15 protein-coding genes are annotated in these 19,298 nt (G+C 73.8%); 6 read left to right on the top strand and 9 right to left on the bottom strand.

Features of this window, described 5'->3' with window-relative positions; genetic code table 11:
* Window positions 1-5: 5 nt before the first annotated feature.
* The 3 genes from AB0O91_RS14040 to AB0O91_RS14030 are packed head-to-tail and all read right to left on the bottom strand — an operon-like array spanning window position 6 to window position 3,129.
* Window positions 6-851 (bottom strand): carbohydrate ABC transporter permease, encoded by an 846-nt coding sequence (locus tag AB0O91_RS14040; RefSeq protein ID WP_363431724.1) that lies wholly within the window; start codon window positions 849-851, stop codon window positions 6-8.
* Window positions 848-1,789, bottom strand: a complete 942-nt coding sequence (locus AB0O91_RS14035; RefSeq protein WP_363431721.1) for a sugar ABC transporter permease — start codon at window positions 1,787-1,789, stop codon at window positions 848-850. Before AB0O91_RS14035 ends, AB0O91_RS14040 begins: the two co-directional genes overlap by 4 nt.
* Complete coding sequence (locus AB0O91_RS14030; protein ID WP_363431719.1) at window positions 1,786-3,129, bottom strand: ABC transporter substrate-binding protein; 1,344 nt, start codon at window positions 3,127-3,129, stop codon at window positions 1,786-1,788. Before AB0O91_RS14030 ends, AB0O91_RS14035 begins: the two co-directional genes overlap by 4 nt.
* A gap of 313 nt (window positions 3,130-3,442) precedes the next feature.
* On the opposite strand from AB0O91_RS14030, the gene AB0O91_RS14025 reads away from it, so the two are divergent.
* Entirely contained in the window at window positions 3,443-4,003 is a 561-nt protein-coding gene (locus AB0O91_RS14025) for a hypothetical protein (RefSeq protein ID WP_363431716.1), read from the top strand.
* A 54-nt stretch (window positions 4,004-4,057) separates the two neighbouring features.
* Here AB0O91_RS14025 and AB0O91_RS14020 read toward each other — a convergent pair whose 3' ends face one another.
* The gene (locus AB0O91_RS14020; RefSeq protein WP_363431713.1) at window positions 4,058-4,651 is read right to left on the bottom strand and encodes an isochorismatase family protein; all 594 of its coding nucleotides are present in this window, start codon (window positions 4,649-4,651) and stop codon (window positions 4,058-4,060) included.
* A 314-nt stretch (window positions 4,652-4,965) separates the two neighbouring features.
* Between AB0O91_RS14020 and AB0O91_RS14015 the strand changes: the two genes are divergently transcribed.
* On the top strand, window positions 4,966-6,483 hold the full coding sequence (locus tag AB0O91_RS14015; protein WP_363431710.1) for a PHB depolymerase family esterase: 1,518 nt from the start codon (window positions 4,966-4,968) through the stop codon (window positions 6,481-6,483).
* Window positions 6,484-6,560: 77 nt separating this feature from the next.
* A complete protein-coding gene (locus AB0O91_RS14010) occupies window positions 6,561-7,304 on the top strand; it encodes an aminoglycoside phosphotransferase family protein (RefSeq protein WP_363431707.1) in 744 nt (247 codons plus the stop codon).
* Window positions 7,305-7,331: 27 nt separating this feature from the next.
* Here the strand turns inward: AB0O91_RS14010 and lysA are convergent, their stop codons facing one another.
* Both lysA and AB0O91_RS14000 read right to left on the bottom strand, forming a co-directional pair.
* On the bottom strand, window positions 7,332-8,699 hold the full coding sequence (gene lysA / locus AB0O91_RS14005; protein ID WP_363431704.1) for a diaminopimelate decarboxylase: 1,368 nt from the start codon (window positions 8,697-8,699) through the stop codon (window positions 7,332-7,334).
* 39 nt (window positions 8,700-8,738) lie between these two features.
* The gene (locus AB0O91_RS14000) at window positions 8,739-8,957 is read right to left on the bottom strand and encodes a hypothetical protein (protein ID WP_363431701.1); all 219 of its coding nucleotides are present in this window, start codon (window positions 8,955-8,957) and stop codon (window positions 8,739-8,741) included.
* 379 nt (window positions 8,958-9,336) lie between these two features.
* Between AB0O91_RS14000 and kdpB the strand changes: the two genes are divergently transcribed.
* Together kdpB and AB0O91_RS13990 are read left to right on the top strand one after the other, a co-directional pair.
* Entirely contained in the window at window positions 9,337-11,547 is a 2,211-nt protein-coding gene (kdpB, locus tag AB0O91_RS13995) for a potassium-transporting ATPase subunit KdpB (protein ID WP_363431698.1), read from the top strand.
* Between the two features lie 182 nt (window positions 11,548-11,729).
* Window positions 11,730-12,230 (top strand): universal stress protein, encoded by a 501-nt coding sequence (locus tag AB0O91_RS13990; RefSeq protein ID WP_363431696.1) that lies wholly within the window; start codon window positions 11,730-11,732, stop codon window positions 12,228-12,230.
* A 189-nt stretch (window positions 12,231-12,419) separates the two neighbouring features.
* Here the strand turns inward: AB0O91_RS13990 and AB0O91_RS13985 are convergent, their stop codons facing one another.
* Together AB0O91_RS13985 and AB0O91_RS13980 are read right to left on the bottom strand one after the other, a co-directional pair.
* Complete coding sequence (locus tag AB0O91_RS13985; RefSeq protein ID WP_363431693.1) at window positions 12,420-15,158, bottom strand: molybdopterin-dependent oxidoreductase; 2,739 nt, start codon at window positions 15,156-15,158, stop codon at window positions 12,420-12,422.
* The gene (locus AB0O91_RS13980) at window positions 15,155-16,006 is read right to left on the bottom strand and encodes an FAD binding domain-containing protein (RefSeq protein WP_363431691.1); all 852 of its coding nucleotides are present in this window, start codon (window positions 16,004-16,006) and stop codon (window positions 15,155-15,157) included. Before AB0O91_RS13980 ends, AB0O91_RS13985 begins: the two co-directional genes overlap by 4 nt.
* A 592-nt stretch (window positions 16,007-16,598) precedes the next feature.
* On the opposite strand from AB0O91_RS13980, the gene AB0O91_RS13975 reads away from it, so the two are divergent.
* The gene (locus tag AB0O91_RS13975) at window positions 16,599-17,072 is read left to right on the top strand and encodes a hypothetical protein (protein ID WP_363431689.1); all 474 of its coding nucleotides are present in this window, start codon (window positions 16,599-16,601) and stop codon (window positions 17,070-17,072) included.
* A 172-nt stretch (window positions 17,073-17,244) separates the two neighbouring features.
* Here AB0O91_RS13975 and AB0O91_RS13970 read toward each other — a convergent pair whose 3' ends face one another.
* Complete coding sequence (locus AB0O91_RS13970; RefSeq protein WP_363431687.1) at window positions 17,245-19,248, bottom strand: Ig domain-containing protein; 2,004 nt, start codon at window positions 19,246-19,248, stop codon at window positions 17,245-17,247.
* Window positions 19,249-19,298 lie beyond the last annotated feature (50 nt).

Raw genomic sequence — 19,298 nt, 5'->3', positions numbered from 1 at the left:
GCGGCTCAGCCTTTCGTGGCGCCGGCCAGCAGGCCGGAGATGAACTGCCGTTGGAGGACCAGGAAGAGGACCATCAGCGGCAGGGTGGACAGCGCGGTGCCGGAGAGGATCGCGCCGTAGTCGGTGGTGGCCTGGTTGCCGTACAGGGTCGCCAGGGCGACCGGCAGGGTGTGCATGTCCGGGCTGCGCAGGGCGATCAGCGGCCAGACGAACTGGTTCCAGGAGCCCAGGAACAGGAAGATCGACAGCGCAGCGAGCACCGGCCGCATCACCGGGACGACGACGCTCCACAGCACCCGGAGCTCGCCCGCGCCGTCGACCCTTGCGGCGTCCAGGAGTTCGTCCGGCAGACCGCTCAGCGACTGGCGCATCAGGAAGACGGCGAACGGCACGCACAGGCCGGGCAGGATGACCGCCTGGTAGGAGTCGAGCAGACCGAAGCTCATCATCATCTTGAACAGCGGTACCAGCATGACCTGTTCGGGCACCACGAGGGTGGAGAGCAGCAGTGCGAACAGCAGGGTGCGGCCGCGGAAGCGGAACTTGGCGAAGGCGTAGCCGGCCAGCAGCGCGACGACCAGCGCGCCGATGGTCTGGATCCCGGCCACCAGCAGGGAGTTGCCGAGCACCCGGAGCAGCCCGATCCGCTGGTCCAGCCGGTGCAGGTTCTCGCCGAGGCCGCCGCCGGGCAGCAGGTGCGGTGGCCAGTCGAAGATCTCGGTGTCCTTGCGGGTGACGGAGATCAGCAGCCAGTAGAAGGGGGCGATCGAGAGGCCGGTGAGGCCGGCCAGCAGGAAGGTCAGCGGCCAGCCGCGGAGCTTCCCCGGGCGCACGGGTCCTGGTCGGTTCATCGGTCCTTCTCCCCCATCAGGCGCATCTGGACGGCGCCGAGCACGGCCACCAGCAGGGTGAGCGCGTAGGCGATGGCGGAGGCGTAGCCGAAGTCGAAGTAGCGGAAGCCGTTCTGGTACAGGTACATGGAGACGGTCAGGGTGGCGTTGTCCGGGCCGCCGCCGGTCAACACGTACGGCTCGTCGAAGAGTTGGAGCGTGCCGATGGTGGAGAGCACGACGGTGAACAGCAGCACCGGGCGCAGCGCCGGGACGGTCACGGCGGTGAAGCGGCGGAGCGGGCCGGCGCCGTCGACCATCGCGGCCTCGTACAGCTCCTTGGGGACGGACTGCAGGCCGGCCAGGTAGATGACGGCGTTGTAGCCGGTGTAGTGCCAGGTCAGCACCAGGACGACGGACATCCGGGCCCAGAACGGCTGCCCCAGCCAGTCGACGGCGGGCAGGCCGACGGCGCTCAGCAGCCAGTTGACGGCGCCGTCGTCGCGCTTGAGCAGGAAGGCGAACATCACGCCGGTGGCGACCAGACCGGTGACGGCGGGCATGAAGACGCCGAGCCGCCAGGCGGCCCGCCAGCGCACCAGTGCGGCGTTGAGGGCGACGGCCGTCAGCAGGGCCAGTCCGAGCATCAGCGGGACCTGCACCACGAGGATCTCGCCGGTGTTGCGCAGCGCCGTCCAGAACAGCGGATCGTCCAGCAGGCGGCGGTAGTTGGCGAGTCCGGCGGCGCGGGTGGCGGTGCCCGATCCGGTGGTGAAGGAGAGCAGCAGCGAGTCGACGACCGGGTAGGCCTTGAACACCCCGAAGGTGATCAGGGCGGGCGCGAGCAGCAGGTACGGCAGGGCGGCGCGGCGCAGTCGGGCCCGGCGGCGGGCGCGCCCGGGCCGTGCGGCGGGGCGGGCGGGGCCGGCGAGGACGGGGGGCGGGGCGGTGGCGGTCATGCGAGGGTGCGTCCGGTCTGCCGGGCGAGCTGCTCGGCGGCGTCCCGGAAGACGGTGGCGGGGTCGCCGCCCTTGAGGAAGACCTTGGTCTGGGCGTCGCCGGCGAGCTTGAGGGCGCGGGCGTAGTCGCTGGAGAAGTTGGTCGGGTCGCCGCCGTCGACGGCCAGTTCGGCGAAGGTCCGCAGCGGGGACTGGCCGCCGTAGTAGGCGCTGGGTGCGGCGTACATCGGGTCGGGGTAGGCGTCGAGGAGTGCGGGGAAGACGCCGCCGGCGTTGAACATGGCGTTCACCGAGGACGGGCGGGTGAGCGCGTACTCGATGAACTTCCACGCGGCCCGGCGGCGCGGGCTGGCGGCGGAGACGGTCAGGTGGGTGGAGTTCACCAGGGCCGTGCGCTTGCCGCCGGGGGTGACGGCGGGCGGCTTGGCAAGGCGCCAACTGCCGCTCTGGTCGGCGAACTTGGCCTCCAGGTAGTGGGCCGCCCAGGCGGGCATCGGGGCGACGGCGAGCTTGCCGGCCTTCATCAGGGTGGCCCAGCCCTGCTCGCCGGGGGCGTCGGCGACCAGTCCGGCGTCGTCCAGGTGCTTGAGGATGGTCAGGGCGCGGACGTCGGGCTCGGAGCCGAGGGTGATCCTGCCCTGGATGTCGAAGTAGAAGGCGCCCTGGAGCTGCATCAGGTTCTGCACGAAGTCCAGGTCGGGGGTGGGGTTGGCGGCCTTGTTGATGCCGATCATGGAGATGCCGGGGTTGGCGGCCTTGAAGCGGTCGGCGACGGCCGTCAGGTCGTCCCAGGTGGCGAAGGCGGTGGGGTCGATGCCGGCCTTGTCGAAGTAGTCCTTGCGGTAGAAGAAGCCGAGCGGGTTGACCTCCCACGGCAGCGCGTAGACGTGGCCGTCCTTGCCGGTGACGATCGGCCACAGGCCCTTGGCGAACTTGTCCTTGTGGGCGTCGGCACCGAAGGCGGAGAGGTCGGCGAGGCCGCCGGGGAACTTCTCCAGGTAGCCGGGCAGGTAGTCGCAGCCGATGTGCAGGACATCGCCCAGGCCCTGGCCGCCGGCCGCCAGGCCGACGGTGATCTTGTCCCAGATCGCGGGGTTGCCGATGTCCTGGACGTCCACCGTGATGCCCGGATTGTCCTTCTCGAAGGCCGGGACGACGGCGCGCAGCGCGGCCGCGGCCGTGGCCCAGGACCACACGGTGATCCGGCCGGTGTCGGCGTCCCCGCCGGAGCCGCCGCCGGATCCGGAGCCGCCGCAGGCCGCGAGGGTCCCGCCGGCCGCGAGAGCCAGCAGGCCGGTTCCGGAGGCGCGGAGCAGATCGCGACGGGAAAGGTGTGACATTGCATTCCTCCCGGTGGGGTGGCACTGTGCGGGAACGGACGGGACGTGGGGGCCGCCGAACCGGCGGGGCGGGGAGCTCGCTCGCGATTTTGAACGTTCAAAACCACAAAACAAACCAGAACCAAACAGATTCGCACGAGCGGGAGACAGCAAACGCCCGCTCTCCCCACCCCGTCAAGACCTCACCCCGGCAAGGACGCCCACCGCAACCGTTCCGTTACCGGCCCCCGCCGCCGGTCCGATGCCCCTCCGCCCTGCCCCGGCGACCGACGGCGGTCTTCCGCCGCGGGCGCCCGGACGGCAGGGTGGGCCCGTGATCCTCTCCTTCTCGCGAGACGACCGCCCGGGCTCGGTGACCGTGACCGTGGCGCCGGTGGACGACCCGGTCGCGATCGGCAAACCCCCCTCGGCGGCCGGCTTCCCCGTCTGTACGGCCGTGGTGGACCACCCCGGGCTCGGCTACCGGGCCCTCTGCGGCTGGGTCCAGTTGGTGCGGTCGACGGACAACCCCTCCGCCGGGGCGGCCTTCGACCTGGACCCGTTCGTCCTCTTCGAGGACGCGCCCTCGCCCTACGCGTTCTTCGGCGTCCACCCCACCCTGTTCGACGCGCCGTCCCGTGCCGAGTGGGAGCCCCTCGACTGGACCGCGCACAGCTTCCTCGCCTGGACGCCGCTGGACGACGGCGTGCGACGGGTCCTGCCGCTGGCCGGGTTCCGCTGGGGGTTCACGGTCGGGCCGGACCGCCGCATCGCACTGAAACCCGTACGGCCGCTGTCCGTCGGCGACTGGGCCGCCCATCTGCCCTACCTCGGCGGCCGGTTCCCCGGGTGGGCGTTCGATCCGTGGGAGCCTTCGCACGCAGCGGGCGGGTGAACGCCACCGGGTGGCGGACGCGCGCGGGGTGGGTGTTCACGGCAGCCGCTGCGGTCAGCGGTGGACGACCGGGGCGCCGGTCAAGTCCACTCCTGCGGTGCGCAGTTCGGTGAGGGCGGCGTCCGTGCTGGCGGTCGCCACGCCCGCCGTGTAGTCCAGCAGCACCCGGGCGTCGAAGCCGGCCCGCAGGGCGTCCAGGGCGGTGGCCTTGACGCAGCGGTCGGTGGCGATGCCGACCACGTCGACGGCGTCGACGCCCCGGTCGTGCAGCCAGTCGGCGAGCGGGGTGCCGTCGGCGGTGAAGCCCTCGAAGCCGCTCCTCGAGGCGGAGCGGGCCCCCTTGTAGAACACCTCGTCCACCGCGCCCGCCTCCACCGCGGGGGCGAAGGCGGGGTGGAACTCGCCGCCCTCGGTGCCGACCACGCAGTGCGCCGGGAAGGAGTCGTGGAAGTCGGGCCGCTCGGAGAAGTGGCCGCCGGGGTGGACGTGGTGGTCCCGGGTCGCCACCACCCGGGACCAGCCCTCCCGTTCCGGCCCCTGGATCAGCGCGGCGATCGCCCGTGCCCGGTCGGCCCCGCCGTCGACCGGCACGCTGCCGCCCTCGCAGAAGTCCTTCTGCACATCCACCACGATCAGCGCGCGCGTCATCGAACGGCCTTTCCTCCGGGGGTTCCACCGATTCGCGGCCCAGCTTGGCCGGTTGACGGCCGTGGACGAAGCAACCGGGCGGCCGTTCACTCGAACGGGTTCGGGGCGGCCGACGGCACCCCGACCCCCGGAACCCGCCGCCGGGCCCTCCCGACCCGGCGACGCCGCACGCTCCCGATCCGGCGCCCCCGGCGCCGCTTGACGATGGCCCCGGGGCACAGAACCGGGCGGTCCGGAGTGGGCCTCCCGTCCATGTCCCCCACCGTCGCCGGCCCCCATGCTTCACCGCACGATCTCGCCCTGGGAGCCAAGCCATGTCCGAACCCGCGTGCAGGCGCGTACCCGCCCTCCTCCTCGCCGTCCTCTCCGCGCTCGTCCTCGTCCTCGGCCTGGTGACCGGCGCCGCCCCGGCCCGCGCCGCCACCTCGACCGCCACCGCCACCGTCACCACCACCTCCACCACCGCCGCCGCCGCCAGCGGGACCTTCCATCAGGTGGGCGACTTCGGCCCGAACCCCGGCAACCTCACGATGTACAGCTACCTGCCGGCCGGCCTGCCCGCCGGGGCACCGCTGGTGGTCGCCCTGCACGGCTGCACCCAGACCGCGACCGACTACGAGCACGGCTCCGGCTGGCCCGAGCTCGCCGACACCTACCGCTTCGCCGTGGTCCTCCCGCAGACGGACGCGGGCAACAACCCGCTGTCCTGCTTCAGTTGGTTCGACTCCGGCAAGGACACCCGCGGACACGGCGAGGCCGCGTCGGTCGTCCAGATGGTGAGCCGGGCGGAGACGCTCTACGGCTCGGACCCCCACCGGGTGTTCGTCACCGGCCTGTCCGCGGGCGGCGGCCTGACCGCCGACCTGCTGGCCGACTACCCCGACGTGTTCGCCGGCGGCGCCGTCGACTCCGGCCTGCCCGCCCAGTGCGCCACCACCCAGAGCGCCGCCGCCGGCTGCCAGAGCGGCGGCTCGGGCCTCACCCCGGCCCAGTGGGGCGACAAGGTCCGCGGCTCCGACCCCGGATACGGCGGCCCGTGGCCGCGGGTGGCGATCTGGCAGGGCACCGCCGACTACACCGTCCGCCCGGTCAACGGCACCGAGCTGCGCGACCAGTGGACCGACGTGTGGGGCATCGGACAGACGCCCTCCAGCACCCGGAACCTGCCCGGCGGCACCACCCTGACCACGTACGACGACGGCACCGGCACCCCGGCCGTCGAGCTGTACTCCGTCGCGGGCATGGGCCACGGCCTCGCCGTCGACCCCGGGTCCGGCCCCGACCAGTGCGGCACCACCGGGGCGTACTTCCTCGCCGCCGTCTGCTCCAGCTACTACACCGCCCGCTTCTGGGGCCTCGCCGCGCCCGCGAGCGGCGGCGGGCTCCCGGCGCCGGGCGGCCTCGCCGTCACCGGCAGCACGGCCGTCTCGGTCTCGCTGTCCTGGAACGCCGTCGACGGTGCCGTCTCCTACGACGTCTACCGGGACGGTACCAAGGTCAACACCGGTGCGGTGACCGGTACTTCCTACACCGACAGCGGCCTGTCCGCCGGCACCGCGTACGGCTACGCGGTCGCCGCCGTCGACTCCACCGGCAGCGACGGCACCCGCTCGGCCACCGTCGACGCCGCCACGACCGGCGCCGCCCCGCGCTGCTACACCGCCGACAACTACCAGCAGACCGTGGCCGGCCGCGCCCACCGGAGCGGCGGGTCCACGTACGCCAACGGCTCCGGCCAGGACATGGGCCTGTGGAACGTCTTCACCACCCACACCCTGGAGGAGACCTCCCCCGGCTACTACGTGATCGCCGACGCGGGCTGCCCGCGGTAGGCCGCCGGGGACGGGAGGGCGGGTACGGCGCGGAAATCCCGGCGACACCGGTGCCCCGCCCGGGGACAATGACCGCCGTGGAAGAGGTCGAGGTCATCGTCGCCCACAGCGAGCGGGCCACCCTGCGGGTCGGCGGGGTGTTCCTGAAGGTCGACGCCGACCGGGCGCGGGCCGAGGTCGAGGCCGCGGCGCTGGCGCTGGCGCCCGTCCCGACGCCCGAAGTCCGCTGGCACGAACCGCCGGTGCTCGCCCTGGCCGCCCTCCGCGGGACGGCGCTCGGCCGGCTCGGCCAGCCGTCGACGGCCTCGCCCCGGGCCTGGGCCGCGGCGGGGGCCGTCGTCCGGAGGCTGCACGCGGCGCCGCTGCCGCCCTGGCCCGGCCCGAGCCCCGAGGGGCTCGCGGCCCGGCTCGACGACGAGTGCGCGTGGCTCGTCGACAACGACGTCCTGCCCGCCGAACTGGTGCGGGTCAACCGCCGGATCGCCGAGTCCGTACTCCGGCCGTGGACACCGGTGTTCACCCACGGCGACCTCCAGGCCTCCCACGTGTTCGTCGACGGCGACGAGGTCACCGGCGTGATCGACTGGTCCGAGGCCGGCCGCGGCGACGCCCTGTTCGACCTCGCCGTCCTGACGCTCGGACACGAGGAGCACCTCGCCGACGTGCTGACCGGCTACGGCGCCGACGCCGGGGTCGACACCGAACTGATCCGCGCCTGGTGGTCGCTGCGCAGCCTGGTGGCGGTCCGCTGGCTCGCCGAGCACGGCTTCGACCCGGCCGCGCCGGGCTGCGAGGTCGACGTGCTGCGCGCCCGGCTCTGACGCCGCGCGGGCCTCCGGTTCCCGCCCTCAGCGCCCGACTTCGCGCAGCCGGAAGTCCTCGACGGTCTCCCGCCGGATCAGCAGCCGGGCCCGGCCGTCCTTGACCGCCGCCACCGCCGGACGCCCGACCAGGTTGTAGCCGGAGGCCATCGACAGCTGGTACGCCCCGGCCGCCGGCACCGCCAGCAGGTCGCCGGGGCGCAGGTCGGCGGGCAGCACCGCGTCGCGGACCAGGACGTCCCCGGCCTCGCAGTGCCGGCCGACCACGTCCACCCGCATCGCGCCCGCGTCGGAGCGGCGGCCCACCAGCCGCACGCTGTACGGCGATCCGTACAGCGCCGGCCGCGGGTTGTCGCTCATCCCGCCGTCCACGGCGGCGAAGCAGCGGCCGTCCGCCGTGTGCTTGACCGACAGCACCCGGTACACCGCCGCCGCGGCCGGGCCGGCCACCGCCCGGCCGGGTTCGACGATCAGCTTCGGAACCTCCAGCCCGGCCTCCGCGCAGCGCACCGCCAGCCGGTCGGTCACCCGGACCGCGAACTCGGCGAGGTCCAACTCCTCGTCCCCGGGCAGGTAGCGGATGCCGTGTCCGCCGCCGAGGTCCAGCTCCGGCAGCTCCACGTCGTGCCGGTCGCGCACCTCGGCGAGCAGCCGCACCAGCGCGTCCACCGCCTGGAGGTAGGGCTCGACCGAGGTGATCTGCGAGCCCAGGTGGCAGTGCAGGCCCGCGAGTTCGAGCCCGGGCTGGTCGAGCACCCGGGCGATCGCGTCGGCCGCGTCGCCGCCCTCGATCGGGAAGCCGAACTTCTGCCCGCCGACCCCGGTCCGGACCGCCGCGTGGTGCCCGGCGGCGATCCCGGGCACCACCCGCACCAGCACCTTCTGCGGGGTGTCGGCGGCCACCAGGGCCGCCAGCCGGGCGATCTCGGCCGGGCCGTCGATCACGATCCGTCCGACCCGCAGCCGCCGCGCCAGCCGCAGTTCCTCCGGGGACTTGGCGTTGCCGTGCAGCAGGATCCGCTGGGCCGGGAACCCGGCCGAGACGGCCAGCCACAGCTCGCCGGCCGAGCAGACGTCCAGGCCCAGCCCCTCTTCGGCCACCCAGTCGGCCATCGCGCTGCACAGGAAGGCCTTGGCCGCGTACAGCACCTCGGCGTGCGGCAGGGCCCGCCGGTAGGCCCGGGCACGGCCGCGCACCTCACCCTCGTCCAGCACGTACAGCGGGGTGCCGAACCGCTCGGCCGCCTCGGCCAGTCCCACTCCGCCGACCAGCACCTCGCCGCCCGGGCCGGGCCGCGCCGAGGCCGGCCAGGGGCCGCCGAGCGCGTCGGCGGGGGCGGTCGCGGAGGCGGTCGCCGGGGCGGAGGGGACGGGCGGGGCGATGAGCTGGGTCATGTCGGGTGCTCCTACGGGTGGTCGGGAGGGGTGGCGGGGTCAGTCCTCGAAGTGCATCGCGAACCGGCAGTTCGTCGGGCGGGTCCGGGCCCGGTCGACCGGGTCCTGGAGCCCGGCCGGTTCGGGCGGCTCGGGCTGGTCCTGGTAGGCGGTCGCGGGCACCAGGCGGACGGGCCGTCCCTGCGGTCGGGGCGAACGGTCGGGCCGGCCCGGTCGGTCGGTGTCGACGGTGTCGATGACGGCGGTGACGGTGGTCACGGCGGGCTCCTCCGGAGTCGGGCGGGCCACCGGGACGACGGCCCTCAGCACCAGTGGAGACCTTCCGTGCGCCGACCGCACCCGGCCTTGACGCACGGCCTACGCATCGCGGGCGTACCTTGACGACTTCCTGACATTCCGGTCGTCCCGGTGCCACGAACAGCCATGCGAACAGTCGTTCGTGCAGGTCGGAGCCCGGTTCGATCATCAGTGTCAGGGAAATGTCAAGAAACGGCGCCGTCCCGCCAAGCCCGCGTCAAGAGCCGCATGGCCCGCCGGAAACCGGTGGTGGGCTGTGGCCCGTCCCCGCCGCCACCGAGTCCGCCGCCCCGCCGCCGGGAAGCCGAGCGCGGGGCGGCCCGGAAGGTCCCCCGAGACGATGCGCCGTTCGGCCCTCACCACACCGGATGCCACCGCCCCCCGAACCGACTGGTTCCGACGCCCGGCCGCCGCGCCCGGGCAACCCACCGGGCAGACGCCCGGACAGCCCCCGGAGCACCATCCGGGCCACCGTCCGTCCTCGCCCCGGGGCCGCCGCACCCTGATCACCAAGCGGCAGCTGGCCGAGGCACTGCCCGCCGCCGTCCGCAAGCTCCACCCGCGCACCATGCTGCGCAACCCGGTGATGATGGTGGTCGAGACCGGCTCGGCGCTCACCACCATCAGCGCCGTCCTCCACCCGGGCGTCTTCGCCTGGGTGATCTCCTTCTGGCTCTGGCTGACCGTGCTGTTCGCCAACCTCGCCGAAGCCGTCGCCGAGGCGCGCGGCAAGGCGCAGGCCGACTCGCTGCGCCGCGCCCAGGCGGGCATGACCGCCCGACGGCTGCTGCACTGGCGGGTCGGCACCCCCGACCACCGCCACGAGGTGCTGCCCGCCGAGGAGTTGATGCTGCACGACATCGTGCTGGTACCGGCCGGGGAGGCGATCCCGCAGGACGGCGAGGTGGTCGAGGGCGTCGCGAGCGTGGACGAGTCCGCGATCACCGGCGAGTCGGCGCCCGTCATCCGCGAGTCCGGCGGCGACCGCACGGCCGTCACCGGCGGCACCAGGGTGCTCTCCGACCACCTGGTCGTCCGGGTCACCTCCCGCCCCGGGCAGAGCTTCGTGGACCGGATGATCTCCCTGGTCGAGGGCGCGAACCGGCAGAAGACGCCGAACGAGATCGCGCTCAACATCCTGCTGGCCTCGCTCACCATCGTCTTCCTGCTGTCCGTCGTCTCGCTCCAGCCGATGGCGATGTACGCCCACGCCCCGCAGACCACCATCGTGCTGGTGGCCCTGATGGTCGCGCTCATCCCCACCACGATCGGCGCGCTGCTGTCCGCGATCGGCATCGCCGGGATGGACCGGCTGGTGCAGCGCAACGTGATCGCCCTGTCCGGCCGGGCGGTCGAGGCCGCCGGCGACGTGGACGTGCTGCTGCTGGACAAGACCGGCACCATCACCCACGGCAACCGCCGGGCCGTCGCCCTGCACCCGCTGCCCGGCGCCACCGTCGAACAGCTCGCCGAGGCCGCCCAGTTGGCCTCCGTCGCGGACGAGACCCCGGAGGGGCGCTCCATCGTCGAGCTGACGAACCGTCAGTACTGGGTGCCGCCACGGGCTCCCGGCGAACTCGGCGAGCAGCAGCCGGTCCCGTTCTCCGCGCACAGCCGGATGAGCGGCGTCGACCTCGGCTGGCCCGACGGCACCGGCTGCCTGATCCGCAAGGGCGCGGCCGCGGCGGTCGCCCGCTGGGTGGTGGACTCCGGCGGGCGGATCCCGATGGAGGCCAAACCGCTGGTCGACCGGATCGCCGAGGCCGGCGGCACCCCGCTGCTGGTCGCCGTGCACGACCGGCACGGCGCCCGCGCGCTCGGCGTCGTCGAGCTCAAGGACGTGATCAAGGAGGGCATCGCCGAGCGCTTCGCCGAGCTGCGCCGGATGGGCATCCGCACCGTCATGGTCACCGGCGACAACCCGCTGACCGCCCGGGCGATCGCCGAGGAGGCCGGGGTGGACGACTACCTGGCCGAGGCCACCCCGGAGGACAAGCTCGCCCACCTCAAGCGCGAGCAGGCCGCCGGGAACATGGTCGCGATGACCGGCGACGGCACCAACGACGCCCCCGCCCTCGCCCAGGCCGACGTCGGCGTGGCGATGAACTCCGGCACCCCGGCCGCCAAGGAGGCCGGCAACATGGTCGACCTCGACTCCAACCCGGCGAAGCTCATCGACATCGTCCGGGTCGGCAAGCAACTCCTCATCACCCGCGGTGCGTTGACCACCTTCTCGATCACCAACGACGTGGCGAAGTTCTTCGCGATCATCCCCGCGATGTTCGCCCACGCCTACCCCGGGCTGCACGACCTCAACATCATGGGCCTGCACAGCCCGCAGTCCGCGATCGCCTCCGCGATCATCTTCAACGCGCTGATCATCGTCGCCCTGATCCCGCTCGCCCTGCGCGGCGTGCGCTACCAGCCCTCCTCCGCCACCGACCTGCTCCGCCGCAACCTGCGGGTGTACGGCCTGGGCGGGCTGGTCCTGCCGTTCCTCGGCATCAAGGCGATCGACCTGCTGATCGAGTTCGTACCGGGACTGGGCTGACGCCGTCCGGGCGACACCGCTGTCAGGAGGCCGTCAAGATGTGTGCGACCGGCGTCATGGAGGTGTCAGCACCGGTACGGACCGGCCCGTTCCGGGGTTCACTGGAGTCATCCGAAGCAAGGAGCACCGAACCGGCAGAACTCGACCGGAGTGAGCTACCGGAGAGACGGAGGCGAACGGCCATGACCACCGAGACCACAGCCGGGACCACCCGAGTGATCGTCGGCCTGAGCGGGTCCCTGAGCAGTCTGGCCGCCCTCTACCACGCCGTCGGCGAGGCGGCCCGGCTGGACGCCGTGCTGGTGCCGGTCGCGGCCTGGACAACGCACGACAAGGACGGGCTGCGCCCGCTCTCCGAACTGGAGCACACCGCCCGGCGGCGGCTGGACATCGCCTTCGAGCAGGCCTACGGCGGGTACCCGTCCGGGCTGGTCATCCACCCCGTGGTGGTGAACTCCGAACCGGGGCCCGCCCTGCTCGCCGCCGTCACCGGACCGGACGACCTGCTCGTCCTCGGCGCCGCCACCCGGCGCCGCTTCGACCTGCTGCGCGGCACCACGGTCGCCCGGTACTGCCGGCACCGGGCCGGCTGCCGGGTGGTCGAGGTCTCGCCGTCGGCGCTGCTGACCCGGCTGGAACTGACCGCCCGTACGGGAGCACCGCTGCCGCTGCTCGCGCGCTGACCGCCCGGCGCGCGATCTCCGGGCCTGCCGGTCCGAGCGGCCCGCCGCCGTACGCTCCGCCCCTCCAGACGCCCCGCCGCCTCGGCGCGCCCCGCCGAGGCGGCGGGTGCCATGTCCGAGGCGGCCGGGGCCGGGCCGTGCGGAAGCCGGGGCCCGTGCAGGAGCCGGGGCCCGTGCGGGAGCCGGGGCTCAGGAGGCGTCCGGCAGCTCCGCCCGGTCGGCCAGCGCCTGCCAGACCCGGTCGCGCAGGAACGGCGGGTCGGTGAAGCGGATGCCGGTGGCGTCCCGCAGCGCGTTGGCGAACGCCGGGGCGACCGGGTTGAACGGGCTCTCGCTCATCGACTTGGCGCCGAGCGGGCCGATCGCGTCCGAGGTGGTGCTGAAGTGCACCTCGGTGCGCGGCACGTCCGCGTACGCCGGGAGCCGGTAGCGGCGGAAGGCCGCCGTGGTGACCTCCCCGTTCCCGTCCAGCAGCACCCGTTCGAACAGGGTGGCGCCGAGCGCCTGGGCGACCCCGCCCTCGACCTGGCCGCGGCACTGCATCGGGTTCATCACCCGCCCGGCGTCGGCACCGTGGACGCTGCGCAGGATGCGGATCTCCCCGGTGCCGGGATCGACGGCGATCCGGAACCACTGCGAGTTGAAGGCCACCGAGCGCGGCGAACCGCCCCAGTGCCCGGCGGCCGACAGCTCCACCCCGCGCCCGCGCGCCGCCTGGTGCAGCTCCTTCAGCGGGATGCTCCGCCCCTCGCACTCCACCGCCTCGGCGCCGAGCCGCACCAGGGCGCGCGGGCTGCGGGCGTACTCGGCGGCGAAGGCGGTGAGCCGCTCGGCGAGCGCGTCGGCGGCCCGCAGCACCGCCTTGCCCGCGACCACGGTGCCGGCCGAGCCGAAGGCGCCGGTGTCGTGCCGGACCACGTCGGTGTCGGACTGCCGGACGGCGATCCGCTCGACGGTCGTGCCGAGCGCACCGGCTGCGATCTGCCGGTGCACGGTGGTGGTGCCGTTGCCGAACTCGGCGGTGCCCACGGCCAGGTCGTAGCCGCCGTCCTCCAGCAGCGTCACCGTGGCGTCGGCGAAGTGCCCGCCGGGCGGGCCGGTGGCGATCATCGCCATCGCGAAGCCCTGGCCGACCAGCCAGCCCTCGGGGGCGTCCGCCGCACTGCGGTCGTCGGCGAGGGCGTCGCGGACCACCTGGAGGCACTGGTCCAGGCCGTAGCTGGCGATGTGCAGGTCCTCCTCCTCGCCGCCGGGGCTGAGCATCGGCTCGCCGGGCCCGATCACGTTGCGCTCGCGGAACTCCAGCGGGTCGACGCCGAGCCGGCGGGCGAGTTCGTCCATCGCGGACTCGACGGCGAAGGTCACCTGTCCGAGGCCGTAGCCGCGGAACGCCCCGGCCGGGACGGCGTTGGTGTACACCGAGTACGCGTCGACCTTCTTGTGCGGCACCCGGTAGACGCCCATCGACTCGCCGACGCTGTGGAACATCACCGCCGGGCCGTGGTTGCCGTACGCCCCGGTGTTCGCCACCACCCGGAACTGCAGTGCGGTCAGCGTGCCGTCCGCCCTCGCGCCCGCCTTGACGGTGACGGTGAACGGGTGCCGGGTGGTCGCGCCGAAGAACTGCTCGGCCCGGGTGAACTCCAGCTTCACCGGGCGGCGCAGGCGCAGTGCGGCGAGCACCGCGATGTCCTCGGTGAGCATCTCCTGCTTGCCGCCGAAGCCGCCGCCGACCCGGCCGGCCACCACCCGGACCCGCTCCGGGGGCAGGTCGTACAGCGCGCACAGCGCGCGCCGGGTGAGGAAGGGCACCTGGGTGCTGGAGCGGACCACCAGCCGCCCGTCGTCCTCGAAGTACGCCACGCAGCCGTGCGTCTCCAGGCTGGCGTGCTGGACCCGCTGGGTGCGGAAGGTCTCCTCGTACACCACGTCGGCCTGCGCGAACCCCTCGGCCACGCTGCCGAGTTCGCCGTGCACCTCGCCGCAGACGTTCTGCTCCGGGCGGGCGATCCGGGCCTCCGGCCCCTTCGGGTGCAGCACCGGCGCGCCGGGGGCCATCGCCTCCTCCGGGTCGAGCACGTGCGGGAGCCGCTGGTACTCGACGACGACCCGCCGGCAGCCCTCCTCGGCGGCGGCCTCGGTGTCGGCGACCACCGCGGCGACCCGCTGGCCGACGAAGCGCACCACGTCGTCCAGCACCCGGGTGTCGTCCGGGTCCTCGGTGGGGTGCTCGTGCCGGGCCGAGGAGTACAGCCGCTCGGGCGCGTCGTGGTGGGTGAACACGGCGTGCACCCCGGGGACGCGCAGCGCGGCCGCGGTGTCGACGGCGAGGATCCGGGCGTGCGGGTGCGGGGAGCGCAGCAGCTTCATGTGCAGCAGGCCGGGGACCTCGACGTCGAAGGTGTAGCGGGCGGTGCCGGTGACCACCTGCGGGCCGGCCGGGGCGCCCAGGTTGCGGCCGACGGCGTGGCCCGGGTCGGGCTCCTCGGTGTGGCGGACGCCGTTGACCGCGTCCTCGATCGCCCGGTAGCCGGTGCAGCGGCACAGGTTGCCCTTCAACGCCCTTGGCAGGTCGGCGCGTTGCTCCTCGTCCAGGGCGGCGGTGGTCATCAGGAAGCCGGCCGTGCAGAAGCCGCACTGGAAGCCCTGGGCGTCCAGGAACCGCTGTTGCACCGGGTGCAGTTCGCCGTCCGGGCCCGCCAGGCCCTCCACGGTGGTGACGGACCGGCCCTCGGCGCGGGCCGCCGGGTAGAGGCAGCTGTGCACCGGGGCGCCGTCGACCTGGACGGTGCAGGCGCCGCAGTCGCCCGCGTCGCAGCCCTTCTTCACCCCGAACCAGCCGCGCTCGCGCAGATAGGTGCGCAGGCACTGGCCGGGGCGCGGCTCGGTGTCGGTGGGACGGCCGTTGACCCGCATCGCGAAGCTCATCGCGCCGCCTCCCCGGTCGACCGGACGAGCTCGTGCCGGATCTCCTCGGCGAAGCGGAAGGTCAGGTGCCGGCGCCAGGCGGGCAACCCGTGGATGTCGTCGAAGTACTCCTCCGGCCGGATGCCGTCGCGCAGCGCCTCCGCGACCGCGGCCGCGTTCGGGGCGGGCGGGAACCAGAACCGGAACGGGCGCACGGTCGAGGCGGTCACGGTCAGGGTGAGCGAGCCGTCCAGCGGGTCCAGGGTGCCGATCACCAGGGCGGCGGAGCGGCCCAGTCCGTACAGCGAGGCCTGCCGGAAGGCCGTCCGGCTCGCCAGCGCGCGGGCCGGCAGGGTGACCGAGCGCAGCAGTTCACCGGGCCGGAGGTCCTTGCGCCCGGCGCCGGTGACGAACCGCGCCACCGGGACCCGGCGGTACTCGCCGGAGGGGGCGCGCAGCAGGCAGACGCCGTCCAGGGCCGCGGTGAGCGAGATCATCGGGCCGGCCGGCAGGGCGTTGCAGAGGTTGCCGCCGACGGTCGCCATGTGCCAGATCTTCCAGGAGGCCAGGAACGCCCGGCAGCACTGCTCGACCAGCGGCGCGGCCACCCGGTCCGCCGCCGACCCGTCCGCCGCTGTGCGGCCGTACCGGGAGAGCTGGGCGACGGTGCAGGTCGCGGCGATCTCCAGGCCGCCGTCCGGGGTGCGGGTGAGCGGCTCCCAGCCCATCCGGCCGAGGTCGATCAGCCGCCGGATGTGCGGCTGGGGCTCGGAGAACAGGTACGTCCCCCCGCCGAGCCAGGCGTCACCGGGACGCCAGGCGCCACCGAGGCGGGCGTCCCGCAGCTCGGTCACCGTGTTCAGGTCCATCTCGCCCCACCGTCCCCGTCCGGTCCCGGCCGGTCCCATTCGGTCTCGTCCGGTCCCATCCGGTCGTTTTCGTTCGATGGGGCGATTCAAGCCCTCCGTCCCGGCGTCCCACGAGTGGGTCCGGGCACCAGGCGCGACTGCCGTCCCCTGGTGGATCATCCAGGGGCGGAGGGGAGTCGGCCGCTCCGCATGCCAACTTCGACAAGCCTGTCGAAGTTGGCATGCCCGGGCTATGCTGACGGCAGTCCGAAGGTGAGCCCCACCCCCGTCGACGTCCGCACCGTCCCGGCGCGCCCGACCGGAAGGAGGCGAGCCACCTGGACCGCACCGCTCCGGAGCACCCGGGCCGCACACCGCTCGACGCCCGCTTCCACCCCCGCACCGTCGAGTCCCCCAGCGGCAGAACCACGACCCTCCCATGAGCAGCTGACATTCCGTCAGTTTTTCCTGACGATCCGTCAACTCACGTCTGGCAAAAGTCACTTCCCCACTCTCCGGGCACACCCCGGACCGCCCCGCCGCCGTTGTACGGAAGGTGATTCGCCGCGCCCGCCCCCGCCCCCGGCCCCCCCTGCCGAGGAAGAGGTTCCCCATGACGACGTCCCGGCTCTTCCCCCGCCCCCGCGAGGCGGCCGTCCTGGCCGCCGTCCTCGGACTGCTCGTCCTGGAGGAGATCGCCCTCAACCTCGCCGAGGAGGACGCCCGCCCGGTCGTCGGCGGCCTGTTGATCGGCGCCTCCTGTTCCGGCCTGCTGGCCGTCGGCGCCCTCCTGTTCGGCCGCTGGCTCGACGCCCGCCGCCCGCTCCCGCTCCCGCCGCCCGGCCCCAACGGACGCGAGTACAGCGCCCGGGCGCTCGAAGGCTTCCCGATGGAGGCGGTCCGCCCACTGCTGCTCGCCGAACACGCCCCGCAGCTCGGGCAGTTGTACTCCGCCTGGATGCTCGCCCGGACCGGCCGCCCGGCCCCGTGGATCGCCCGCCGGCTCGACCTCCCGCTGGACGCCGTCCAGCTCCTGGTCGACGCCGCCAGGACCCGCACCGGGACCCGGCCGCTGCTGGAGCCCTGACCGACCGATGCCCCAGGACGGCCGGACACGGCGACGGCCCCGGCACCGCGGGTTCGCGGTGCCGGGGCGTGCGTTCGGGAGATCCGTCGACCGCTCAGCTCTCCCGGCCCGATCGTCCGTTCAGCGCTCGCGGCCCGAGGGGCCGCTCAGCTCTCCCGGCCCGAGGGACCGCTCAGCTCTCCCGGCCCGAGGCGTCGTCGATCAGGAACGCGGTGGTCGGGCTGGTGCCGGTCTCGTGCGAGACCAGCTTGAGCCCGATGGTGGTCCCCCAGCCGACCTGGCCGATGACCGGGGAGAGGTCCACCGACTGGTACTGGTAGCCGCTGGTCGGGTTCTGGCTGGTCCAGGTCTTCACCGTGCCGATCGGCTGACCGGTGTACTGGTTGATCGCCACCAGCGACAGGGTGTCCGGCGAGCCGGTCGAGGCGCCGGCCGACTCCACGTCCAGCCAGAAGGAGAAGGTCGCCTGCCCGAAGCCCGGGTAGGTGTTCAGGTAGGTGGTGATGGAGTCGTCCGTGCCGGTGTTCTGGCCCAGCCAGGCGTACCAGGAGCCGGAGTGCGGCGCGTGCAGGCTGGACGGGGTGATGATGTTGTAGCCCGACGGGCTCCAGGCGTCCGTCATCACCGTGTGGTTGACGTCGGCCGAACCGTTCTCGAAGCCGGGGTCGATCAGCTGCTCGATCCCGCCGCAGCCCGTGCCGCCGGCGGCGCCGACGCTCTCCCAGAAGCCGGTGGACGCGCTCCGGCCCGCCGGGTCCGTCGCCGTCACGGTGATCCGCTGGTAGCCGCCGGTCGCGGCCGCGGTTCCGGAGATCACGCCGCTGGTCGGGTCGATGGCCAGCCCCTGGGGCAGCCCGGTGGCGCCGTAGGTCAGGGCCGCGCCGGTGCCGGAGACGCCCACCGCCGGTATCGACAGCGGCTGACCGGCCTTGTCGGTGCGATCGCACATGGTGCTCAGCGAGACCGGCGGCGTGGCCACGATCGGGTCCGAACCCGTGCACAGGTGGTCGGAGTTGGACCACAGCGTCTGGAGCGGGAAGCTGCCCGTCGCCAGGTCCTCGGTGAACAGCCCGCCGTTGGAACCCTTCGGGATCCAGGCGCACTTGTCGGCGACCTCCTGGCCGGTGGCGTCGGTCCAGCCGCCCGGGGTGTTCGGGTCGGTCACCGTCTCCGCGTACTCGTGGCCGCCGATGATGCCGTAGCCGTCGAGTCGGCCGCGCGGGGTGTTCTCGCCGAACCAGTTGGTGCCGCAGCCGGCCACGTCCGTCAGGTACGGCATGTTGGTGTAGGCGAGTTGGCCGTACTGGGAGCGCTGGAAGTCGTGCCAGGCGCAGTAGCCCAGCTCCTTCCACTTGTCCGGGTCGGTGCCCTGCGGCGAGTCGATGACGTACTGCACGTTGCGGTTCTGCGCCTCGGTCAGGTTGCCGAAGTGCTTGGCCGCGGCCAGCGCCTCGGCACCGAGCTGCGGCTCCGTGGCGGCCTGCGGCGCCGGGGCGGCGTTGTCCACCCAGACGCCCGCGAGCACGCTGCCGGGCTGCGGGTACGGGATGTGCGCGGCCCCGGCCGGGCACTGCACGGAGCCGGCGGCGACGCCCTCGCAGTACTGGGTCAGCACCGCGCTCCAGCCGTCGCCCGCACTGCCGAGGCCCTTGAAGAAGTCCTGCTGGTACGGGGCCGCCTGGTCCGGGTCGCCGGTCACCACGGTGTCGCCGGTCGAGTTGGTCGACGCGCTCCCCCACTGGGAGCCCCAGAGCACCAGGTACACCTTGGGCGCGCCGATCACCACCCCGCTGGACTCCTGGCCGCCCTTGTACGTGACCTGGAGGTCGTACTCGTTCGCGACCGAGCCGTCACCGTCCTTGGTGCCGCTGCCCGGGTCGGCGCCGTCCACCAACTGCTGCGCCTTCCCGGCGCCGCCGCCGGACTTGGCCGAGGCGGCGACCGGACCGGGCCGGGCCGCCATCGCCCGGCGCGGGCCGGACGTCGACGGGGCCCGGTCGGTCTTCGGGGTGCCCGGCCGGACGGCGACGGTGGCGGCCTGCGGCGCGTGGGGGTCGGCCATCGCGGACAGCGGGCTGCTGAGCGCGGCGCCCGCGAGGGCGGCGGCGAGCGCCACCAGGGCGGTCCTCGGGGCGCGTCGGGCCCGGTCGGAGGAGCGTGATCGGAATCTGAACACGGGTCGGGTTCCGTCTCTCGTGACGTGAGGGGGAGGGGACGCACGCTGCG

This window comes from Kitasatospora sp. NPDC089797, assembly GCF_040684795.1.
Classification (GTDB): domain Bacteria; phylum Actinomycetota; class Actinomycetes; order Streptomycetales; family Streptomycetaceae; genus Kitasatospora.
Note: the sequence above shows the minus strand (reverse complement) of the source record. Positions and strands in the feature narration are given on the sequence as shown.

Excerpts from the sequence above, each read along its gene's own strand:
- lysA (WP_363431704.1), bottom strand. The coding sequence starts at position 8,699 with ATGACCCAGCTCATCGCCCCGCCCGTCCCCTCCGCCCCGGCGACCGCC.
- AB0O91_RS14015 (WP_363431710.1), top strand. The coding sequence starts at position 4,966 with ATGTCCGAACCCGCGTGCAGGCGCGTACCCGCCCTCCTCCTCGCCGTC.
- AB0O91_RS13975 (WP_363431689.1), top strand. The coding sequence starts at position 16,599 with ATGACGACGTCCCGGCTCTTCCCCCGCCCCCGCGAGGCGGCCGTCCTG.
- AB0O91_RS13985 (WP_363431693.1), bottom strand. The coding sequence starts at position 15,158 with ATGAGCTTCGCGATGCGGGTCAACGGCCGTCCCACCGACACCGAGCCG.
- AB0O91_RS13990 (WP_363431696.1), top strand. The coding sequence starts at position 11,730 with ATGACCACCGAGACCACAGCCGGGACCACCCGAGTGATCGTCGGCCTG.
- AB0O91_RS14020 (WP_363431713.1), bottom strand. The coding sequence starts at position 4,651 with ATGACGCGCGCGCTGATCGTGGTGGATGTGCAGAAGGACTTCTGCGAG.
- AB0O91_RS14030 (WP_363431719.1), bottom strand. The coding sequence starts at position 3,129 with ATGTCACACCTTTCCCGTCGCGATCTGCTCCGCGCCTCCGGAACCGGC.
- kdpB (WP_363431698.1), top strand. The coding sequence starts at position 9,337 with ATGCGCCGTTCGGCCCTCACCACACCGGATGCCACCGCCCCCCGAACC.
- AB0O91_RS14035 (WP_363431721.1), bottom strand. The coding sequence starts at position 1,789 with ATGACCGCCACCGCCCCGCCCCCCGTCCTCGCCGGCCCCGCCCGCCCC.
- AB0O91_RS13980 (WP_363431691.1), bottom strand. The coding sequence starts at position 16,006 with ATGGACCTGAACACGGTGACCGAGCTGCGGGACGCCCGCCTCGGTGGC.
- AB0O91_RS14040 (WP_363431724.1), bottom strand. The coding sequence starts at position 851 with ATGAACCGACCAGGACCCGTGCGCCCGGGGAAGCTCCGCGGCTGGCCG.